The sequence below is a fragment of the Streptomyces sp. NBC_01471 genome, from assembly GCF_041438865.1.
Taxonomy (GTDB): Bacteria; Actinomycetota; Actinomycetes; order Streptomycetales; family Streptomycetaceae; genus Streptomyces.
In genome coordinates this window covers 3,405,166-3,426,536 of record NZ_CP109450.1, presented here as the reverse complement: position 1 = coordinate 3,426,536, position 21,371 = coordinate 3,405,166, and the positions used below count along the sequence as shown (strand labels likewise).

Genomic DNA, 21,371 nt, shown 5'->3' with positions numbered 1-21,371 from the left:
ACAAACCCTGTCAGGCCGGAGCCACCTGGGCGAAAACTCCGTCCAGCTCATGAGAGTCGGTGAGCAGATACGCCTGAGCTTCGCCGACGTGGAAGTACATGCCGTGCAGTTCCAGCGTGCCTTCCGCGAGCCGGCGCGCCACCGATTCGTGCGCCCTCAGATGCTCCAGTTGCTGGATCACATTGGTCAGGCAGAGCTGCTCCACCGCATCGGCCGGCATCCGCCCGGAGATCCGCGCCCAGGAGTGATGACGGCTCAGCATCCGGTCCAGACTGGGCTGCCCATGCCGCAGCCAACGCCGCAGAGGCGTACTCGCCGCAGTGCTGGTGCCGGCACCGGTGCTAGTGGTGTCCGGCGCGTTGTCTGCGTTGTCTGAAGCGTTCGCATCGGCCGTCTCCTTCACCTCCTTCGTCCCCTTCGCGTCGTTCGCGTCGTTCAGGAGAGCAGTCATGGCACCGCAGCCGGAGTGCCCGCAGACGGTGATCGACTCGACCCGCAGGATGTCGACCGCGTACTCGATCGCTGCCGCCACCGAGTCGTCGGAAGCCTCCGCGCCGGGCAGCGGTACGAAATTGCCCACGTTCCGCACCGTGAACAGATCGCCGGGGCCGCTCGACGTGATCATGCTGGTGACCAACCGGGAATCGGCGCAGGTGAGGAAGAGCTGCGAAGGCTGCTGGCCCTCCCGGGCGAGACGCGCCAGTTCGTCCCGCACCAGCGGGGCGGTGTCACGCTGGAACGAACTGAGACCACTGGCCAGTTGACGGCTCCCCGGCCGCCGGGACGTGAGGGATCCGGCGGACACGGTGGCGGGTGACCCGTCGTGGAGCGCGGGGGAGTGGGGTTCATGGGCGCGGGGGGCGGTGGCGTGGGGCATCGTCTTCTCCGGCGTGGTAGCTCGACGTACGGCGGTACCTCGATGTACTGCGGTGCGGAGTGCCGCCGAGCGGGACGCCGTACCGGGAGGGGTGGATCCGGGTCCGGGTCCGGGTCCGGGATCGGGATCGGGATCGGGCGAGCCGGCCAGGGAGGCCGGATTGCCGGAGCCCGCCGAGTCAGGGGCGCGGTCGTCGCAGTGGTGGTTGCGCCAGGGGGTCCAGGGGCGGCAGCAGGTATGCGCGGCGGACGTGGGCTCGGCGATCCGGCTGCCTTCCCGGCCTGTCACATCAACCGTGCCGCCCCGGGCGACGTGCGCCTCCTGCCAGTGCTGGAGCGTCTCGTATGCCGCGTGGTCCATGAACGAGCCGTCCAGCTCCACCACCGCGTTCGCCCCGGGCGGGATCTGCCCGAGTGTCCGGCTCAGCCGGGGCACAGCCAGAAACGTCAACTGACCGCGCGCCAGCAGCCGGTGGACACCGCCGTCCTCATGGAGAGCGATCCGGGTCCTGGCCAGCCGGTGCAGTGCCACGCCGACCGCGACGGCGATTCCTGAAGTCACCCCCTCCAGTACACCGAAGCCCACGACACCGGCAACCGTGGCCCCGTACACCAGGAACTCCCGGTGTTTGTGGACATTGCGGATATGCGCGTAACTCACCATCTGGAGGCCGACCACCATCACCAGTGCGGCCAGTGCGGCCAGCGGCATCCACTCCAGGACGCCGACCAGCAGCCCTGCGGCGAGCAGCATCCACACGCCGTGCAGCACGGTGGAGGCGCGACCGGTGGCCCCAGCTCGGACATTCGCCGTACCGCGCACCGCACCGCCGGACACCGGCAGGCCGCCGAGCAGCCCGGACACCGCGTTGGCGATGCCCTGACCGCGCAGTTCGCGGTCGAGGTCGGTGCGTCGCCCCGTGGTCCCGGGGCGGTCAGCGGTCAGCTTGTCCACAGCCATCGCCGACAGGAGCGACTCAAGACTTGCCACCAGCATCACGGTGAATACGGCGCCGAGCAGACCGAGTACCGGGCCGTGAGGCAGTTCGGGCAGGGCGTGTGCCCGCCAGGAAGGCAGGTCGACGCGCGCGATCCCGGGCGCGGCGACGGCGGCCAGCGCGGTGGCGGCCGCGACCGAGGCGAGGGCGGCCGGGATTCTGCGCAGCGCCCGACCCGTGCGCCCCGGAATCCGCGGCCACAACACCAGTACGGCGATGGTGAGCCCGCCGATCAGCGGTGCGGCCGGGGCGACGCGGGCGAATTGGCCGGGCAGGGCGAGGGCGTTGGCGACGGCCGAACTCTGGGGCGTACCACCGAGCACAATATGGAGTTGGGCCAGCGCGATGGCGACACCGATGCCGGCGAGGGTGCCGTGCACGATGGCCGGGGAGACGGCGAGCGCGCTGCGGGCGGCGCGCAGCGAGCCCAGGACCAGCTGGAGCAGGCCCGCGCCGACGGTGATGGCGCAGGTCGTACGCCATCCGTAGTTCTGGATCAGTCCGGCCGTCACCACGGTCAGTCCGGCTGAGGGGCCGCTGACCTGGAGCGTGGAACCCCCGAGCAGTCCGGCGACGATGCCGCCGACGGCCGCTGCGAGCAGTCCGGCTTCGAGGGGGGCGCCGATGGCTACGGCGAGCCCCAGGGACATGGGGACCGCGATCAGGAAGACCGTGATCGAGGCGGACAGATCGGCTCCGGAAATCCGGAAGCGGGGTCGGTGGCCATCTCCGCCCGGAGGCGGCCCGTGCGAGGGGCGGATACGAGTGGTGGGTGAGAAGCCGGAAGGTGCGTTCTCAGTTCGGGTGGGGATGCAGGCAGGCATGGTTCCCGTCTCCTCCGGGGCAGCGCGGTCGCGGAACAAGGGGGACGCGGCCGTGGGTCACGGCGTGCAGCGGCGGGATCATCAACTCTCGGTAAATAGATCGTAATCCAGAGTAAAGGCCAAGAATAGACATTAGGTGCAAATGGTCGAGTGGTTCACTCGAACCGGTGATTGGGAAGCTCGACAGCACGTCAGTTCGAAGAACCGTCGGCGCGTAGGCGTGGTGCTGCTGCGGCCGTCACGCATGGAACCGGGGTGGAATCCCCTGCGGTTCGTGGCCCTTCTCCGGGCCGGGCCGGCCGGCTGTGACCGGGGCGAGCGGAGGGCTGCGCCTGACGGGGCCTGGCGCGGCCTGACGGTCCGGGCCGTCCGTATCGAGGCGCGCAAGCCCGAAGTGGCGAGGTGTCGGAAAGGTGCCTGGCGTGGGCCAGGGGAGGGGGCGGGGCGAGCTGTTCGCCCCGCCCCCTCCCCTGGCCCGTCTGTCTCGTAGCCTCCCGGTCTTCCCCCGGAGGGAGCGTCAGGAAGCTGTGCTGACTTCGGCGTACCGCTCGCTGAGTACGAAGGCGGGGTCGACCTGGGAGGCCAGGTCGGCGCCCGTCCTCTCGTTCCCCCAGCTCTCCGCGTTCTTCAGATGGAAGTGCACCATCTGGCGGGTGTAGCGCTCCCAGTCGCGGTGTGCGTAGCTGTCCTCCGCGGCGTTCTGGAGCGACTGAAGTGCCAGCCGGTTCCCCGCTTCCAGCATCTCGAAGCGCGGCGGGCGGCCCTTCTCCATCGCGCGGACCCAGTCGGAGTGGCCGACGGTGACGAGCAGGTCGTCACCTGCCTCGGCGCGCAGGAACTCCAGATCGTCCTCGTCGCGCACCTTGTTGCCGACCACCTTCAGCGCGACGCCGAAGTCCCGGGCGTAATCCTTGTACTGCCGGTAGACGGAGATCCCCTTGCGGGTCGGCTCGGCCACCAGGAACGTCATGTCGAATCGGGTGAACATGCCGGAGGCGAAAGAGTCCGAACCGGCTGTCATGTCGACCACGACGAACTCCTCCGGTCCGTCGACGAGATGGTTCAGGCAGAGCTCGACCGCGCCCACCTTGGAGTGGTAGCAGGAGACGCCGAGATCAGACTCGGTGAACGGCCCCGTCGCCATCAGCCTGATTTCGCCGTCGTCCAGCGTGACGGGACGGGCGCACGCGTCGTACACCGGATTGTCCTCGCGGATCCGGAGCAGCCGGGAGCCGGCGCCCGGCGGAGTCGTTTTGATCATCGTCTCGGCGGAGGCGATCCGCGGGTTGGAGCCGCGGAGATACTCCTTGATCAGCGGGAGGTGCGCGCCCATCGCGGGCAGCGCGGCGCACTCCGCGTCGTCGAGACCGAGTGCGGCACCGAGGTGCTGGTTGATGTCGGCGTCCACAGCGAGGACGGGTGCCTCGTTGGCGGTCAGGTGGCGGATGAAGAGAGAGGACAGCGTGGTCTTGCCGCTGCCGCCCTTCCCTACGAAAGCGATCTTCATGTTCACAAAGGGTAGTGGGGTGAATGCGGTGCGTGGGTGCGGTGAGTGAAGAAGACCACTCCAAGGTGGGGCGGGTGCCAGGGACGCGTAGCCTCGCTTTTTATGACTGCGTTCTCCCGGAAGGCGGCCGCCGGAGCCCCGGTGACTCCTCCAGATCACTCAGATCCTCTTGCCGCACTGGGCCAGCTGCCGGGTGTCGGTGCCGCTGTCGACTCCGTGCGTAAAGCCGTCGACCGGGTCTACGGGCACCGCGTCATGCGGCGGCGCAGCACCGAAGTCACCGGCGAGGCCGCACTGCGTGCCGCACGCGGGTCGGCGGCGCTGTCGGGCGCGGACTGGGCGCTGGAGGAGGTGCGCCGGCGGACCGACTTCGGTGGCGACCCGGAGGCACTCACCGTCGGTGCGGCGCTGCGGCTGTCCGCCGAGGCGGGTCAACTGCTCTCCATCTGGCGGCAGTCACCGCTGCGCGTGCTGGCGCGGCTGCATCTGGTGGCGGCTGCGGATTCCGGCGACGCGGTCGGCCGGCCCCGGCTGGCGGGAGAGCAGGCTGACGAGCCGTTGATCGAGCTTCCGCTGCCGGGGGCCGACGAGGTGTCCGCCCGGCTTGAGGGCCTTTCGCAGCTGGTCATCGCTGGCAGCGCGGCTCCGGCGCTGGTGACCGCGGCCGTGGTGCACGGTGAACTGCTCGCGCTGCGCCCCTTCACTTCGTACAACGGCCTGGTCGCGCGGGCCGCTGAGCGGGTCGTGCTGATCAACAGCGGCCTCGACCCCAAGTCCGTCTGCCCTGCGGAGGTCGGCCACGCGGAGCTGGGACGCGCGGCGTACGTGGCGGCGCTGGACGGTTACGCGTCGGGGACCCCGGAGGGCATGGCCGCGTGGATCGTGCACTGTGGTCGCGCGGTCGAGCTGGGCGTCCGGGAGTCGACAGCCGTGTGCGAGGCGCTTCAGCGCGGGGCGGCCTAGCCGGCACCTGCTGGGACGGAACGGGGTGCAGGGTACGGGGGCCGACTGCCGGTGGGCGGTTCCGGCTCGCTCCAAGAAAATGCGGCGGCACCGACAGGTGCCGCCGCTGACACGTCCACCGGGTTACCAAGCGTCCTCGAATAATTGCCCATCAGGCCGGGAGCTTCGCCCGTCACCTGGTGCGGCTGGCCCGTAATCGACGGGTCGACGTCGCGTGGGTACTCAGTTTTCGTGCTCGGTCCGTGGGGCCTTCTGCGGTATCAGGTGATCCTCTCGGATGGCCTTGGTCTCGCGGGCCGTTGATTCCTTTGTACTCCTCTTCGCGGGGACAGGGGAACCCCTTGCTCCACTTCTTTTGCTTTTGGCATCAAACCCGGACATAAGGCCCACCTCGGGCGCCGCCGCGGCCGCCCCTGTTCACGTACCAGACGAGGCCGGCTGTGGCTGCCGCGGCGCCGACTGCGGCAGCCGCGACCAGTGCGGGCCGCGGCGGCATGCGCAGGGCGGGCAGTCGCTGCTTCAGTCGCACCGGCCGGTTGAAGACGAGAATCGGCCAGTCACGGGCGCCCGCTTCTCGGCGCAGCGCCCGGTCCGGGTTGACGGCGTGGGGGTGGCCGACCGACTCCAGCATGGGCACATCGGTCACCGAGTCGCTGTACGCGTAGCAGCGCGCCAGGTCGTACCCCTCGGAGGCGGCGAGCTCCTTCACGGCCTCGGCCTTGGTGGGGCCGTAGGCGTAGTACTCCACCTCACCGGTGAAGCACCCGTCGGCGCCCACCACCATGCGGGTGGCGACCACCCGGTCGGCGCCGAGGAGCTCGCCGATCGGCTCGACCACCTCGGCGCCCGAGGTGGAGACGATCACCACATCGCGCCCGGCGGTGTGGTGTTCCTCGATGAGGGAAGCGGCCTCGTCGTAAATGATCGGGTCGATCAGATCGTGCAGGGTCTCGGCGACGATCTGCTTGACCTGTCGCACGTTCCAGCCCTTGCACAGGACGGAGAGATACTCGCGCATCCGCTCCATCTGGTCGTGGTCTGCGCCACCTGCCAGGAATACGAACTGGGCGTACGCGGTGCGCAGTACGGCCCTGCGGTTGATCAGGCCGCCTTGATGGAAGGACTTGCTGAAGGTCAGCGTCGACGACTTGGCGATGACTGTCTTGTCGAGGTCAAAGAAGGCAGCGGTACGGGGCGACGAGTGGTTTTCCACGACTCAGAGCATAGGTGCCCGCCATTCGGCTTACGCGGCGGCGCGTGGGTTTGCCTGAGAAGGCTCTCGGGTACACCATGGAAGTCACGGATCGTTCGCGACCGTGTTATCCCCGTCCGGCTCCTCCCCCCCCGAGTCGGACGTGGGGACGACCCCAGCTCTCCCCCCCGGCTGGGGTCGTCGCATGTCCGGACACGTTTTCGGGCGTGCCCTCTGCTTCGGTGGCGGTTCGGTGATCATCCGCGGCACTCTCCCCCGGTCGGCTGTCATGGTCCTCAACACTGGATACGCGTAACACTGTGTAGTCGTTGCACTCCTCTCCGGAAGTCACCGATAAGGGTGGCGGAGATATTCACAACCGGTGAGTTGTCCACAGTTTTCGAGCAAGATCCACTTAATTTCCCGGATCTCTGCACGGTGATTCCCAACGAGAAGTCAGCGGCCGTTCGCTGCGACTTCGCGGCACGAAGGAATCACTGCAGAGGGAGGCGGGATCGTGGCTGGATCCATCACACCTGATCGGCTGCCGACGGCCGAGAGGCGGCGGGGCGGGCCGCTCATCGTCACCGAGGACGCCGTGCTCCTCGACGACCTGCTGCGGCTGTGCGCCGCGGCCGGCGCCGAGCCGGAGGTCCATCACGGGGTGCCCGAGCACAAGGGCGGCTGGGAGGGCGCGCCGCTGATTCTCGTCGGGGACGACGCGGCGACCCGGGTGCGCGGGAGCACTCGCAGACCAGGGGTGTACCTCGTGGGAAAGGACCAGGACGACCCCGATGTCTGGCAGCGGGCCGTCGAGATCGGAGCGGAGTACGTGCTGCGGCTCCCGGACGCCGAGGGCTGGCTCGTCGAGCGGATCGCGGACGTGGCCGAAGGGGCGGGGGATCAGGCGCTCACCGTGGGGGTGATCGGCGGCCGGGGCGGCGCCGGGGCATCCACGCTGGCGTGTGCGCTGGCGGTCACCGCGGCCCGGAGCGGACAGCGCACTGTGCTCATCGACGCGGACCCGCTCGGCGGCGGGCTCGATGTGCTGCTCGGCGGCGAACACGCACAGGGCAGACGATGGCCGGATTTCGCCCGTTCCAAGGGGCGGGTGGCCGGGAGCGCACTGGAGGAATCCCTGCCGGAATTGCACGGGCTCCGCGTCCTCAGCTGGGACCGGACGGATGCGGTGGTGATCGCGCCGGAGGCGATGCGCGCCGTTCTGGCAGCCGCGCGCAGGGGCGGCGGGGCAGTGGTCGTGGATCTGCCCAGGCGGGTGGACGAGGGCGTCGCGGAGGCGCTCGCCCAGCTTGATCTCGGACTCCTGGTGGTGCCAGGGGAGCTCCGGGCGGTCGCTGCCGCGGCCAGGGTGGCATCGATGGCCGGCATGGTCCTCCAGGACCTGCGCGCGGTGGTGCGCGGACCCTATGCGCCGGGGCTTGACGAGGAGTGGGTGGCGCGGGCACTGGAGCTGCCTCTCGCGGGTGAACTGCCGTCCGAGGACGGGCTGCTCGCGGTACAGAGCGGCGGCGTCCCGCCCGGTGGCCGGGCCCGGGGACCGCTGGCCAGGTTCTGTACGGAGTTCTGGGCGCAGGCACTGGCCGGGCGAGGTATCTCGTGATCACGACACCGCCGTCCGTCGGGGCGCTGCCTCCCGCCGGTACGCCGCCGCTGCTCGACGCCGTACGGCAGCGACTCGCGGAGAGCGGGGCGGAACCCACGCCCGCGCGAGTGGCAGCGGCGCTGCGCGCTCAGGGGAGGCTGCTGGGGGACGCCGAAGTGCTGGGGCACGCCGAGGAACTGCGGTCCGAGCTCGTCGGCTCGGGAAGGCTGGAGGCACTGCTCGCCGATCCCGCGGTGACAGATGTGCTGGTCGCCGCGCCCGACCGGGTCTGGGTGGACCGTGGTGCCGGGCTCGAACTGACGGATGTGGCCTTCCCGGACGCGGCCGCGGTGCGCCGCCTGGCGCAGCGGCTCGCCGCCGTGGCCGGGAGGCGGCTCGACGATGCCAGGCCCTGGGTGGACGCACGACTGCCCGACGGGACACGGATGCATGCGGTGCTCGAACCAGTGGCCGTCGGGTCGACGTGCCTCTCGCTGCGGGTGGTGCGGCCGAAGGCCTTCTCACTGGAGGAGCTGGTGGCGGCGGGCACGGTCCCGCCGGGCGGCGACCAGGTGCTGCGGGCGCTGATCGACGCCCGGCTGTCCTTCCTGGTCAGCGGCGGCACCGGCTCGGGCAAGACCACGCTCCTGTCGTCCCTGCTGGGGCTGGTGGGGCCCGCCGAGCGGATTGTGCTGGCGGAGGACTCCTCGGAACTGCGCCCCGACCACCCGCACGTCGTCCGGCTGGAGTCGCGGCCGCCGAACCAGGAGGGCGCGGGCCGGGTGACCCTGCGGGATCTGGTGCGCCAGGCCCTGCGGATGCGGCCCGACCGGTTGGTGGTGGGTGAGGTGCGCGGCGCCGAGGTCACCGAGCTGCTGGCCGCGCTGAACACCGGACATGAAGGAGGTTGTGGAACTCTGCACGCAAATGCCGCATCCGACGTGCCGGCCCGCCTTGAGGCACTCGGGACGGCCGCCGGGCTCGACCGGGCCGCTCTGCACAGCCAGTTGGCCGCGGCACTCGCGGTGGTGGTGCATCTCGTACGGGATCGGAGCGGGCGGCGCCGGGTCGCCGAGGTGCATGTGCTGGAGCGGGACACGACGGGGCTGGTGGTGACCGTACCCGCGCTGCGCTGGGGCACGGAGGGCTTCAGTGAGGGACCGGGATGGCCCAGGCTGCGGACCATGACCGGAGGCGCGTTGTGACGGCTCTGGTGTTCCTGGCCGTGCTCTGTGCGGGGGCGGGCCTGTGCGTGCTGAGCGCGCGGGAGCGGGGGCTGCGCAGGGGGCGGCTGCTGTTCGCGGGTGGTTCGGGGAAGAGCGTTGCCCCGTGGGGTGTTTCGCTCCGCGGCCGGGTGAGCGACCGTCTGCGGCCGGAGTGGATCTGTCTGGTGCTGGGTGGCGCTGTGGCGGTGCTGGGCGGATCGGTGCTGCCGCTCCTGGTGGGGGCGCTGGCGGTGCCATTGCTGGGCCGACGGCTGCGGACCGTGGCTGCGGCGCGGGACCGGCTGGCGCGGGCCGACGCGGTGATCACCCTGTGCGGGGCCGTGGCTGCCGAACTGCGGGCCGGGAAGCAGCCCGGAGAGGCGTTGCTGGCTGCTGGCCGGGGTTCGGGTGCTCTGGGTGCCGCAGAGGCCGCGGTACTGGCAGCAGCGCGGTTCGGCGGGGACGTGCCCGAGGCCCTGCGGCGCGCGGCACGAGAGCCGGGAGCGGGCGGCCTGCGCGGTGCGGCCGCTTGTTGGCGAGTGTCGGTGGACGGGGGCGCGGGGCTCGCGGCCGGACTCGAAGGGCTGGAGGGTGCGCTGCGCGCCGAGCGCGACCAACGAGCCGGTCTCCGGGCGGAACTGGCCGGGGCGCGGTCGACGGTGCTGGTCCTCGCATTGCTTCCAGCAGGCGGTCTGTTGCTGGGCACCGCGCTCGGGGCCGATCCACTGCGGACCTTATTGCACACTCCGGCGGGACTGTGCTGCCTGCTCGCGGGCGGGGTGCTGGAGAGCGCCGGGTTCTTCTGGGCAGGGCGGATCGTTCGCGCCGGGGAGGACGTATGACCGGGGGCGCAGGGGGAGGCGTCATGGCGGGTGAAGTTGTCCACAGGCTGGGGGTGGTGCTGTGCGTGGTGGCAGCAGCAGCCCGACTCGGCCTCGCCTGGACAGGGCGGCGGCACGAACAGCTGTCACGCAACAGGGCCGCCGCACTCCTGGCCGTGGCACCGGGGAGGGCGGCGCGGCGCCCCGAGTACCGGGTGTGGGTCGTCCGGTGGGGCGCTCCGCTGGCCGCGGTGGCCACCGGTTGCGTCCTGGTGGGGGGATGGGTCGGATGCGCGTTCGGCCTTGCCGCCGGGTACGGGGTGCGGCGCTGGCAGGGCAGCCGTTCGTCGTCAGGAGCCGACGAGGCCCTGGCGAGGTCCACCGAACGTGAACTGCCGCTTGCCGCAGAGCTTCTGGCGGCGTGCATCGCGGCCGGGGCAGGACCCCGTGAGGCGGCCGAGGCGGTCGGGGAATCGCTGGGCGGACCGGTCGGCGACGCTCTGGCCCGGGTGGCGGCGGAGCTGCGGCTCGGCAGCGAACCCGCATCGGCCTGGGGGCGGTTCGGGTCGATACCTGGGGCGGCAGCCCTGGCCCGCTGCCTGGAGCGGGCCGCGTCGACCGGGGCACCCGCAGCTGATTCGGTCGCCCGGCTCGCGGCAGGCATCAGAGCCGGCCGGGCCAGGGCGGCGAAAGACAGGGCGGGCCGGGCGGGCGTTCTGATCACCGGACCGGTCGGCCTCTGCTTCCTGCCTGCGTTCCTGGCAGTCGGGGTGGTGCCGGTGGTCATCGGGCTGGCAGGCCACCTCCTGAAGGCGAGCTGACGAACTCAGCTGAGAGCGGGGGAAGCCGCTGGAACGACTCGATCAACTGGCATGACTCGAATGAAGCGAATCGGCTGCATCAGATCCATCAGATCAATGGGCTGAATCGCGTGAACAGAGCGAAAGAGGAGTGTGAGCCGGGGGTCCTTCCCGGCTCACACGAACAGCATCGGGAAGCACGGGGGTTGACATGGTGAACGTACGGAAGCTGCCGAACGGATCGGCTGCGCCGCAGAAGTCCGGTGAGCCGGGCGGTTCAGGGGCTTGGACGTGGATGCGGGCCCGATGGCATCTGCTGGGGTTCGGTGCCGGCAGGGACGCGGGGATGTCCACGTCCGAGTACGCGATGGGGACGATCGCGGCGTGTGCGTTCGCGGCGGTGCTCTACAAGGTGGTTACCAGCGGACCTGTTGCTGCGGCGCTGCAATCGGTGGTCGAGAAGGCGCTCCATGCGAAGTTCTGACACTGATGAGAGGCCGGACGGCAGCGGGCCGGTCGGCAGGGGGCCGGTCGGGAGCAGGCCGGCCCACGCGGGGCAGGCCGACCGGGGGTCCGTTTCGGCCGAGGCCGCGGTGGTGATCCCAGCGCTGGTGCTGTTCACGATGGCGCTGGTCTGGGCTCTGACCGCGGCAGCCGCCCAGATCCAGTGCGTCGATGCGGCGCGGGTCGGTGCGCGGGCGGCCGCCAGATCGGAACCAAGGGCTGCCGCGGTCGCCGCCGCCCGTTCGGCAGCCCCGCGCGGCGCACGCGTCACAGTGGGCCGCGCGGGGGAGTTGTGGAGGGTTCGGGTGCTAGCCCCGACGCCGGGGCCCGGCCCCCTCACGCTGACGCTCAAGGCGGAAGCGGCGGCGCTCGACGAGGGCGAAGTGGGCGGCCCCAGCAGCCCCAGCGACGCCAACGACCCCGGCGCCCCCAGTAGTGCCAGTCACCGGAGCAACACCGGGACGGTGATGAGTCCACGGATGAGCCCACAGCGGAAGCGGCCCGACGGCTCGGCGGTGCGGACATGAGGAGGTCGGGCGGAGGTCGGGGACGTGCGGGAGGTCTGAACGACCGCGGCTCGGCGACGGTGTGGGTGGCCATGGCGATGACCTCCCTCTGCGTGGTCTTCGCGGCCCTGCTCGCGATGGGTCAGGGCGTGGCAGCCCGTCACCGGGCGGGCGGTGCAGCCGATCTGGCGGCCCTGGCGGCTGCGGACCGGGCGCTGCAGGGGCAGGAAGCGGCGTGCGCTGCAGCGGTGAGGGTGGCCGGGGCGCAGGGGGCCGGAGTGGTGCGGTGCGTGGTGAGGGGCGAGATCGCCGATGTGACGGCCGAGTCGCGGTTCGGTCCGTACACGCCGGAGGTCAGAGCTCGGGCCGGTCCACCGGGCGGGGCGGACCGGATCGGCGCCCTTCCAGATCCGGTGCCGACGCCGACGTCTCTGCCGCCGGGTGGCCCGTTTCGGTCGTCGCCGGGTGGGGGCTTTCCTCCACAGCCTTGGGGCGATTTCCCCGTTCGGGTGAATCGTTGGCGGGAGCTTCCCGGAGAAGTTCCGTGAGGAGGCGTACGGCGCCTCGTTTGTGGAGCGGGTCGTTGCCGTTGCCGCATTTCGGCGACTGGATGCAGGAGGGGCAGCCCGCTTCGCACTCGCAGGAGGCGATGGCTTCCCGGGTCGCGGTGAGCCATTCGCGGGCCGTGTGGAAGGCCCGTTCGGCGAAGCCGGCCCCGCCGGGGTGGCCGTCGTACACGAAGACCGTCGGCAGCAGGGTGTCCGGGTGCAGCGGGATGGAGACGCCCCCGATGTCCCAGCGGTCGCAGGTGGCGAAGAGCGGCAGCATGCCGATGGAGGCGTGTTCGGCGGCATGCAGGGCGCCCGCCAGCTGTTCCGGGTTGATCCGGGCGGCATCGAGCTGGTCCTCGGTGACCGTCCACCACACGGCTCGGGTGCGCAGGGTGCGGGGCGGCAGGTCGAGCTTCGTCTCGCCGAGTACCTCGCCGGTGATGAGTCTGCGGCGCAGGAAGGAGACGACTTGGTTGGTGACCTCGACGGACCCGTAGCAGAGCCGCCCGGTGCCCCAGGGGATTTCGGTGTCGGTCTCCAGGACGGTGATGGCGGTGGTGTCCCGCGCGGTGGTCGAGTACGGCGGGCCGGCTTCCTCGACCAGGGCGGCGGAATCCTCCAGATCCAGGTGCTTCACCACGTAGGTGCGTCCCTGGTGGAGGTGGACGGCGCCCTCGTGGACGGTGGTGTGGGAGGAGGCTTCGTCGACCGTGCCGAGCAGTCGTCCGGTGCCCGCCTCGACGATCTGGACAGGGCGGCCGCCCTCGCCCCGGATGTCGGTGAGGTCGGCTGCCCGCTCCCGCCGGGTCCAGTACCAGGACTTTCCCCGCCGGCGCAGCAGCTTCGCGGTCTCCAGCTGCGGCATCAGTCCAGCGGCCGCCGGGCCGAAGAGTTCCAGATCGGACACGGTCAGCGGCAGTTCCGCTGCGGCCGCGCACAGATGGGGGGCAAGGACGTACGGGTTGTCCGGATCCAGGACGGTGGATTCCACCGGCTGCTGGAAGAGGGCCTCGGGGTGATGGACGAGATAGGTGTCCAGTGGATCGTCCCGCGCCACCAGGACGGCGAGGGCGCCGCCGCCCGAGCGGCCGGCACGCCCCGCCTGCTGCCAGAGGGACGCCCGGGTGCCGGGGTAACCGGCGATGACGACGGCATCCAGCCCTGAGACGTCGATGCCGAGCTCCAGGGCGGTGGTGGCGGCGAGGCCGAGCAGTTCGCCGGAGTGCAGGGCGGCTTCGATGGCGCGGCGTTCCTCGGGGAGATAGCCGCCCCGGTAGGCGGCGACCCTGGAGACCAGCGAACGGTCGACCTCGGCGAGGCGTTCCTGGGCGATGACGGAGATGAGCTCCGCTCCGCGCCGGGATCGCACGAAGGCGACCGAGCGGACGCCCTGCACGGTCAGATCGGTGAGGAGGTCGGCGGTCTCGGCAGTCGCGGTACGGCGTACGGGCGCGCCCTGTTCGCCGTGGAGTTCCGTGAGCGGCGGCTCCCAGAGGGCGAAGACCAGTTCGCCGCGGGGCGAGGCGTCGTCGGCCACCTCGTGCACGGGGAGGCCGGTGAGGCGGCCCGCGGTCACGGCGGGCTCCGCCGCGGTGGCGGACGCGAGCAGGAAGACGGGATCGGAACCGTAGCGGGCGCAGAGGCGCCGCAGTCTGCGCACTACCTGGGCCACATGCGAGCCGAAGACGCCCCGGTAGGTGTGGCACTCGTCGATGACCACGTACCGCAGAGCGCGCAGGAAGGAGGCCCATCGCGGATGGGAGGGCAGGATTCCGCGGTGCAGCATGTCCGGGTTGGTGAGGACGTAGTTGGCGAACTGACGTACCCATTCGCGCTCTTCGACGGGTGTGTCCCCGTCGTACACGGCCGGTCTGATGCCCTTGCCGAGCGGTGCGGCGAGTTCCCGGAAGGAGCGCCGCTGGTCGGCGGCGAGGGCCTTGGTGGGAGCGAGGTAGAGAGCTGCGGTGCCCCGCCCGTTGGGCGCCTCCGAGCCGTCGAGGAGAGCCGAGAGTACCGGCGCGAGGTAGGCGAGCGACTTGCCCGAAGCGGTGCCCGTGGCGATGATCACAGATTCGCCGTCGAGCGCGTGCTCGGCAGCTGTGGCCTGATGGGCCCATGGATGTTCGATGCCACGTGCCCGAATGGCGGCAATCACTTCAGGCCGGATGCGATCGGGCCAGACGGCATGACGCCCCGCACGCGGGGGCAGGTGCTCCGTATGAGTGATGCGCGAAGCCCGGCTCTGCCCTGCGGAGAGACGCTCGAGTATCTGCCGTGGACCGGGTCGTGGACCCGTGTCTCCGGCGGGTTGCCTGGAGCGTTGGTTCTTGGCCATCGGTACCGAGTGTGTCACTGGCATGACGGACAATGGGCTCAAGGCGTCGTGCATGCCTGCTGGTAAGTGATTGAATGCCATCGCGGCTGGCGATCCGTTCCCTGGCTCCGCCGGGGAGACCACGTGGGGCGGCCGCTCGATAGCAAGGTGCTGGAGGATCCGTGGACCTGTCCCTGTCGACTCGCAATGTGTCCGGGCCTGGTGGCGACCGTACGGTCGTCGAGGTCGGTGGCGAGATTGATGTATATACCGCGCCCAAGCTGCGCGAGCAGTTGGTCGAGTTGGTGAACGACGGCAGTTACCACCTGGTCGTCGACATGGAGGGCGTGGACTTCCTCGACTCCACCGGACTCGGCGTGCTCGTAGGCGGCCTGAAGCGCGTGCGTGCCCATGAGGGCTCGCTGCGCCTGGTCTGCAACCAGGAGCGCATTCTCAAGATCTTCCGTATCACCGGTCTGACCAAGGTGTTCCCGATCCACACCACGGTCGATGAAGCCGTCGCGGCAACCGACTGACGGCTCCGGAGGAAGAACGCAGGGGTACCGGGCTCCCAGCCCGGTCCCCCCGAGAAGCACGCCCGTACGTCTGAGGGGGATCGCATGGCCACCGTTGAACTCCGTTTCAGCGCCCAGCCCGAACATGTGAGGACGGCTCGCCTGGTGGCGGCCGCCGTGGCACGCCGGGCCGGGGTCGATGAGGCCGTGCTGGACGAAGTGAGACTCGCGGTCGGCGAGGCGTGTTCCCGTGCGGTGGGTCTCCACCGCGGCAACGGCATTTCGGCCCCCGTCCGGGTCGTACTGATCGAGGAGGAGAAGTCCTTCTCGATCGAGGTCGGGGACGAGGTGCCCAGTACGGGTGGTGGTGCGGCCTCCGCGGATTCCGGGGTGCTCGGCGCTCCGGCCGTGGGGGGCGCCGATCCGTCCCTCGACGGGTCGGCGGACGGTGACGACGAGATGGGCCTCGCGGTCATCAGCGGTCTCGTCGACGATGTGGAGGTCACTTCCGGCGAGTCCGGGGGAGTCATCCGCATGACCTGGCCGACGACATCGGCAACGGCGATGCCCTGACGGGGCCCTGCCCTGACTGCTGACTGCTGACTGCTGACTGCTCCGTTCGGATCTCATCTCCTATCCCTTTATCGGCCCTGCTGAGCAGGGCCTTTTTTGTTTTCCTTGATCCTTGAGTCGTATTGCGGGTCGCACCGTACGTCCCATTGAATGCCTCTGCCCCATTACTTTCCCTTTGCATCCCTCGGCAGGTTTATTCAGGCAAGGGTCAATTCCGTTTACCGCGCACTGTTTTGATCAGGATCCGCTCCCTACAATCCGTCCACATCTTGAGCTCTGAGCGTCAAGGAGGACGAATGGCGGGGCTCTTCAACCCACAGCAGTCCGAACACTCCACATCCCTCGCAGCCGCGGCACTCACCGACGGCAACCGGATCATCGTGATCGTCATCGCCGTGGTGGCGCTGGCGGCCCTGCTCGTAGCCCAGCTGCTGGTACGTCAGGTGCTGGCCGCGGGTGAGGGCACCGAATCCATGAAACAGATCGCGGCAGCTGTGCAGGAAGGGGCGAATGCCTATCTGGGCCGGCAGTTGCGCACACTCGGCATCTTTGCCGTCGTCGTGTTCTTCCTGCTCTTCCTGCTTCCGGCCGACGACTGGTCCCAGCGCGCGGGGCGTTCTGCCTTCTTCCTGGTCGGCGCGATTTTCTCGGCGATCACCGGATACATCGGCATGCGGCTCGCGGTAAGAGCGAATGTGCGCGTGGCGGCGGCAGCCCGGGAAGCCACTCCCGGGGAGGGGGAACCGGAAAAGGATCTCACCGCCGTCTCGCACAGAGCAATGAAGATCGCTTTCCGTACGGGCGGCGTGGTCGGCATGTTCACAGTGGGTCTCGGCCTGCTCGGTGCCTCCTGCGTCGTCCTCGTCTACGCCGCCAACGCACCCAAGGTGCTGGAGGGCTTCGGCCTGGGCGCCGCGCTGATCGCCATGTTCATGAGGGTCGGCGGCGGTATCTTCACCAAGGCGGCCGACGTCGGGGCCGACCTGGTCGGCAAGGTGGAGCAGGGCATCCCGGAGGACGACCCGCGTAACGCCGCGACCATCGCGGACAATGTGGGTGACAACGTCGGCGACTGCGCGGGCATGGCCGCCGACCTCTTCGAGTCCTATGCCGTCACGCTCGTCGCGGCCCTCATCCTCGGCAAGGCCGCCTTCGGGAATTCCGGGCTCGCCTTCCCCCTGATCGTCCCGGCGATCGGTGTGGTCACCGCGATGATCGGCATCTTCGCGGTCGCGCCACGGCACTCCGACCGCAGCGGGATGTCCGCCATCAACCGCGGATTCTTCATCTCCGCGGTGGTCTCCCTGGTCCTGGTGGCCGTGGCGGTGTACAGCTATCTGCCCGGGTCGTACGGCGACCTGGACGGCGTCACCGACGCGACGATCCGGGCGCACAGCGGCGACCCGCGGCTGCTCGCCCTGGTGGCCGTCGCCATCGGGATCGTCCTGGCCGCCCTCATCCAGCAGCTGACCGGGTACTTCACCGAGACCAGCCGCCGCCCGGTCAGGGACATCGGAAAGTCCTCGCTCACCGGCGCCGCGACGGTCGTGCTCGCGGGCGTCGCCATCGGGCTCGAATCCGCCGTCTACACCGCGTTGCTCATCGGGCTCGGTGTGTACGGGGCGTTCCTGCTCGGCGGCACGTCGATCATGCTCGCCCTCTTCGCGGTGGCCCTGGCCGGCACCGGGCTGCTCACCACCGTCGGTGTCATCGTCGCCATGGACACCTTCGGCCCGGTCGCCGACAACGCGCAGGGCATCGCGGAGATGTCCGGCGACGTCGAGGGCGCGGGCGCCCAGGTGCTCACCGACCTGGACGCGGTCGGCAACACCACCAAGGCAATCACCAAGGGCATCGCCATCGCGACGGCGGTGCTGGCGGCCTCGGCGCTCTTCGGCTCGTACCGCGACGCGCTCGCCACCGCCGTCGACGACGTACACGCCAAGGCGGGCGAACTCGGCCTGAGCATGGACATCTCCCAGCCCAACAATCTGGTGGGCCTGATGTTCGGCGCCGCGGTCGTCTTCCTCTTCTCCGGGCTGGCCGTCAGCGCGGTCTCGCGGTCGGCCGGGGCCGTGGTCTACGAGGTCAGGCGGCAGTTCCGCGAGCACCCGGGGATCATGGACTACACCGAGAAACCCGAGTACGGCCGGGTGGTCGACATCTGCACCAAGGACGCCCTGCGCGAGCTGACCACGCCGGGCCTGCTCGCGGTGATGGCGCCCATCGCGGTGGGATTCACCCTCGGTGTGGGTGCGCTCGGCTCGTTCCTGGCGGGTGCGATCGGGGCGGGCACCCTGATGGCCGTGTTCCTGGCCAACTCCGGCGGTGCGTGGGACAACGCGAAGAAGCTCGTCGAGGACGGCCACCACGGGGGCAAGGGCAGTGACGCCCACGCGGCGACCGTCATCGGTGACACGGTCGGCGATCCGTTCAAGGACACGGCGGGCCCGGCGATCAACCCGCTGCTCAAGGTGATGAACCTGGTGGCGCTGCTGATCGCGCCCGCCGTGGTGAAGTTCAGCTACGGCGACAACGCCAGCGCTCCGGTGCGCGCCGTGGTGGCGGCGGTCGCCATCCTGGTCATCGTCGGCGCGGTGTACGTGTCGAAGCGGCGGGGGATCTCCGTGGACGAGGAGGGCGGAGCCCCCGAGGCCGGCGAAGTGGCGGGCCCGGCGGTGGCCACCCAGGACGGGCCCTAGTACCGATGTTCCGGTAATGGCCCATCAGGCAAGGGGTGGACAGACCGTGCTGACGGCCCGTCCGCCCCTCGTCGTGTGCCGTCGCACGGTCCCGTGCCCGTGAGCCTTGTCTCTCCCCTCTCGTCTTGGTGCAAACGGCTTCAATATGGGACAAAACGGTCTTACGACACGCGAATGTCGCCCACTTGGCGTGTATGTTCCGGGGCCGAGAGCCTTGGAAGGGACCAATCCGGTGAACAAGAAGCTTGCTGCCGCACTGTCCGGCGGTGCGGTACTGGTACTGGCGTTGTCGGGCTGCAGCGACAACAGCAGCGACAAGACGAACGACTGGGCCAAGTCGCTCTGCGGCGACATCGGGCCCCAGCTGACGAAGATCAACAAGGCCAACCAGCAGATCACCGCCGTGGCGGCGGACGGCAAGCCGGCGGACATCCAGAAGGCCGACTCGGCCGCGTTCCAGGATCTGTCCTCGGCCGACGCGGCCATCGCCGCCGGCCTCAAGAAGGCCGGGCCGCCGCCCGGTGACGACGGGAAGAAGATCCAGCAGGACGCCATCACCGAGCTGAACACCAACTCGAAGGCGTACGCCGACCTGAAGAAGCAGGTCGACGCGTTGAACGTCAAGGATCAGCAGAAGTTCTCGGACGGTCTCAAGAGCATCGGCGAGAACATGAAGAAGATCGACGAGACCGCCTACAAGAAGCTCTTCTCCGGCGACACGGGCAAGGCGCTGCTCAGCCAGGACGCGTGCAAGGTCGCGACGTCCTCGCCGTCCCCCACCGTCGCGCCCTCCAAGGCGTAGCACAGCGGGGACCGACGGAGCGGCCGACGACCGCCGATGGCCGGCACACCGACTCCTGTCGGGTGTCTTCATCGGCGGTTTTCCGCTGTCCGCGTGTTCGCGGGCGCTCGGTGCGGGTGTTGTCAGTGGGAGCAGCCACAATGGGCGGGTGAGTACGACCAGTCTTCCCGCGCCCGACCACTCGCCCCTGCTCCGCGAGGCACTGCTCGCCGCGGCCTTCACCGCGGACGGCCTGCTCGATCTGCTCGGCGCGCCCGCGTACGCCGCGCTGGCCCGCAGCGAGACGGTGCCCGCCCTGCGTGCCACGCGCGGTGGGACGCCGCTGGAGACGCTGGTGCGGCTCTTCCTGCTCCAGCAGCCCGTCCCCGCGGAGGAGGCGGCGGCCGCCCTGCCGTTCGAGGAGTGCGTCGCGGACGGCTGGGTGGCGCGTGCGGACGACGGCGTACGGGCGACGGTGGACGTCAGGCCGTACGGAGGCCCGGAGGGGCAGGACTGGTTCATCGTCTCGGATCCGGGGTGCGGGGTCGGTGGCGCCGGCGGCATCGGCAGCCGTGACGAAGGCGTCGTGCTGGGGGTCGGCGGGGCGTCCACCACGCTTGCCGGGATCACCGTTCGTACGCCTGTCGGGCGAGCGCTCGACCTCGGTACCGGATCCGGTATCCAGGCGCTGCACGCCGCGCAGCACGCGACGGGTGTGACGGCCACCGACCTCAACCCGCGGGCGCTCGCCTTCACCCGTCTCACCCTCGCGCTCTCCGGGGCCCCCGCGGCGGACCTCCGTGAGGGCTCGCTCTTCGCGCCGGTGGCGGGTGAGACGTACGACCTGATCGTCTCCAACCCGCCGTTCGTCATCTCGCCCGGGGCCAGGCTGACCTACCGGGACGGCGGGATGGGCGGGGACGACCTCTGCCGCTCACTCGTCTCGGAGGCGGGCGCCCATCTGAACGCGGGCGGATACGCGCAGTTCCTGGCCAACTGGCAGCACGTGGAGGGCGAGGAGTGGCAGGACCGGCTGCGCTCCTGGGTGCCGCGCGGCTGCGACGCGTGGATCGTGCAGCGCGAGGTGCAGGACATCACGCAGTACGCGGAGCTGTGGCTGCGCGACAGCGGCGACCACCGTACGGACCCGGACGCCTACGCCGAGCGGTACGAGGCGTGGCTCGACGAGTTCGACGCCCGCCGGACCAAGGCTGTCGGCTTCGGCTGGATCACGCTGTACAAGTCGGGATCCGACCGTCCGTCGATCGTCGTGGAGGAGTGGCCGCACCCGGTGGAGCAGCCGCTCGGTGAGACCGTACGGGCGCACTTCGAGCGCCGGGACTATCTGCGGGACCACGACGACGCCGCCCTGCTCGCCGGCCATTTCAAGCTCGCGCCCGAGGTGGTGCAGGAGCAGGTGGGCATGCCGGGTGCCGAGGACCCCGAACATGTGATCCTCCGGCAGAACCGCGGTATGCGCAGGGCCACCAAGGTCGACACGGTGGGTGCGGGCTTCGCGGGAGTGTGCGACGGGACGCTCTCCGCCGGGCAGATCCTGGACGCGATCGCCCAGTTGCTGGGCGAGGACCCGGTGGTGCTCAGGGACCGCACCCCGCAGTCCATCAGACTGCTGGTCGAGGAGGGCTTCCTCGCTCCGGTGGGCCCGCCCGCGTCCGTCTGACGTCCCCCAGCGTCCGCCCGCGTCCGTCTGACGTCCGACCGCCTGCGTCCGACGTCAGCCCGGCCCGCTTCGCTGATTCCCATGTGTCCGCGCCCGTCGTTCATCCGTCGTTCGCGCCGGTGTGGTCCAGGGGTGCCAGCCTCACCGTCCTGGAACTCGGGACAGGATGGTACGGACATGGAGAGCGTGCCCGCGGTCTTCGGCGGAACGACATTCGCACTGTTCGGAGGCGCGCTGCTGCTGTGGACCGGCGCGCGGACCCTCCGTCGTGCGCCGGTGGCACAGGGGGTGAATCCCACGCGCGCCCGCACCCTGGCGCTGGCGTTCGGCGTGGTGTCCCTCGCCCTGGGAGTGTGGTGCTTCACCCGCCTCTGACACGGGCCCCGGTCCGCGGCCGAATTGGCCCCCGCACCACCCACCCCGCATTCTCTCCGGCACCGGCTCCGGCATCGCCT

17 protein-coding genes and 1 pseudogene are annotated in these 21,371 nt (G+C 70.2%); 14 read left to right on the top strand and 4 right to left on the bottom strand.

The window, feature by feature from the left end:
* Positions 1–10 precede the first annotated feature (10 nt).
* The gene (locus tag OG285_RS14975) at positions 11–2,698 is read right to left on the bottom strand and encodes a bifunctional SulP family inorganic anion transporter/carbonic anhydrase (protein WP_371791208.1); all 2,688 of its coding nucleotides are present in this window, start codon (positions 2,696–2,698) and stop codon (positions 11–13) included.
* Between the two features lie 517 nt (positions 2,699–3,215).
* Positions 3,216–4,205, bottom strand: coding sequence for an ATP-binding protein (locus OG285_RS14970; RefSeq protein ID WP_371791207.1), 990 nt, complete (start codon positions 4,203–4,205; stop codon positions 3,216–3,218).
* A gap of 102 nt (positions 4,206–4,307) precedes the next feature.
* Between OG285_RS14970 and OG285_RS14965 the strand changes: the two genes are divergently transcribed.
* On the top strand, positions 4,308–5,168 hold the full coding sequence (locus OG285_RS14965) for an oxidoreductase (RefSeq protein ID WP_356826158.1): 861 nt from the start codon (positions 4,308–4,310) through the stop codon (positions 5,166–5,168).
* A gap of 367 nt (positions 5,169–5,535) precedes the next feature.
* On the opposite strand, the gene OG285_RS14960 is transcribed toward OG285_RS14965, so the two are convergent.
* Positions 5,536–6,381: an HAD family hydrolase gene (locus tag OG285_RS14960; RefSeq protein ID WP_371791206.1), complete on the bottom strand. Its 846-nt coding sequence runs from the start codon at positions 6,379–6,381 to the stop codon at positions 5,536–5,538.
* Between the two features lie 496 nt (positions 6,382–6,877).
* On the opposite strand from OG285_RS14960, the gene ssd reads away from it, so the two are divergent.
* The 7 genes and pseudogenes from ssd to OG285_RS14925 all read left to right on the top strand — a co-directional run.
* Positions 6,878–7,981, top strand: coding sequence for a septum site-determining protein Ssd (gene ssd, locus OG285_RS14955; protein ID WP_371791205.1), 1,104 nt, complete (start codon positions 6,878–6,880; stop codon positions 7,979–7,981).
* A 26-nt stretch (positions 7,982–8,007) separates the two neighbouring features.
* Entirely contained in the window at positions 8,008–9,168 is a 1,161-nt protein-coding gene (locus OG285_RS14950) for a TadA family conjugal transfer-associated ATPase (RefSeq protein ID WP_371793534.1), read from the top strand.
* The gene (locus tag OG285_RS14945; RefSeq protein WP_371791204.1) at positions 9,129–10,010 is read left to right on the top strand and encodes a type II secretion system F family protein; all 882 of its coding nucleotides are present in this window, start codon (positions 9,129–9,131) and stop codon (positions 10,008–10,010) included. The genes OG285_RS14950 and OG285_RS14945 overlap by 40 nt, the downstream gene beginning before the upstream one ends.
* 23 nt (positions 10,011–10,033) lie before the next feature.
* Positions 10,034–10,810 carry a type II secretion system F family protein gene (locus OG285_RS14940; protein WP_371791203.1) on the top strand — a complete coding sequence of 259 codons (777 nt, stop codon included), beginning with the start codon at positions 10,034–10,036 and terminating at the stop codon, positions 10,808–10,810.
* 190 nt (positions 10,811–11,000) lie between these two features.
* The gene (locus OG285_RS14935; RefSeq protein ID WP_371791202.1) at positions 11,001–11,273 is read left to right on the top strand and encodes a DUF4244 domain-containing protein; all 273 of its coding nucleotides are present in this window, start codon (positions 11,001–11,003) and stop codon (positions 11,271–11,273) included.
* A gap of 139 nt (positions 11,274–11,412) precedes the next feature.
* Positions 11,413–11,820, top strand: coding sequence for a TadE family type IV pilus minor pilin (locus tag OG285_RS14930; RefSeq protein ID WP_371793533.1), 408 nt, complete (start codon positions 11,413–11,415; stop codon positions 11,818–11,820).
* Positions 11,817–12,113, top strand: a pseudogene (locus tag OG285_RS14925) (Rv3654c family TadE-like protein); the annotation flags it as partial. The gene OG285_RS14930 and the pseudogene OG285_RS14925, both read left to right, overlap by 4 nt.
* A gap of 40 nt (positions 12,114–12,153) precedes the next feature.
* On the opposite strand, the gene OG285_RS14920 reads toward OG285_RS14925, so the two are convergent.
* On the bottom strand, positions 12,154–14,766 hold the full coding sequence (locus OG285_RS14920) for a DEAD/DEAH box helicase (RefSeq protein WP_371791201.1): 2,613 nt from the start codon (positions 14,764–14,766) through the stop codon (positions 12,154–12,156).
* An 80-nt stretch (positions 14,767–14,846) separates the two neighbouring features.
* Here OG285_RS14920 and OG285_RS14915 point away from each other — a divergent pair, with 80 nt between their 5' ends.
* From OG285_RS14915 to OG285_RS14890, 6 genes are all read left to right on the top strand, one after another.
* Positions 14,847–15,200: an STAS domain-containing protein gene (locus OG285_RS14915; RefSeq protein WP_003967428.1), complete on the top strand. Its 354-nt coding sequence runs from the start codon at positions 14,847–14,849 to the stop codon at positions 15,198–15,200.
* A gap of 84 nt (positions 15,201–15,284) precedes the next feature.
* Positions 15,285–15,752, top strand: coding sequence for an ATP-binding protein (locus OG285_RS14910; protein WP_356826142.1), 468 nt, complete (start codon positions 15,285–15,287; stop codon positions 15,750–15,752).
* A 296-nt stretch (positions 15,753–16,048) separates the two neighbouring features.
* Positions 16,049–18,454, top strand: coding sequence for a sodium-translocating pyrophosphatase (locus tag OG285_RS14905; RefSeq protein WP_371791200.1), 2,406 nt, complete (start codon positions 16,049–16,051; stop codon positions 18,452–18,454).
* Between the two features lie 232 nt (positions 18,455–18,686).
* Entirely contained in the window at positions 18,687–19,256 is a 570-nt protein-coding gene (locus OG285_RS14900) for a small secreted protein (protein WP_356826138.1), read from the top strand.
* A 148-nt stretch (positions 19,257–19,404) separates the two neighbouring features.
* On the top strand, positions 19,405–20,916 hold the full coding sequence (locus tag OG285_RS14895; RefSeq protein WP_371791199.1) for a methyltransferase: 1,512 nt from the start codon (positions 19,405–19,407) through the stop codon (positions 20,914–20,916).
* Between the two features lie 177 nt (positions 20,917–21,093).
* The gene (locus tag OG285_RS14890; protein WP_371791198.1) at positions 21,094–21,291 is read left to right on the top strand and encodes a hypothetical protein; all 198 of its coding nucleotides are present in this window, start codon (positions 21,094–21,096) and stop codon (positions 21,289–21,291) included.
* Positions 21,292–21,371 lie beyond the last annotated feature (80 nt).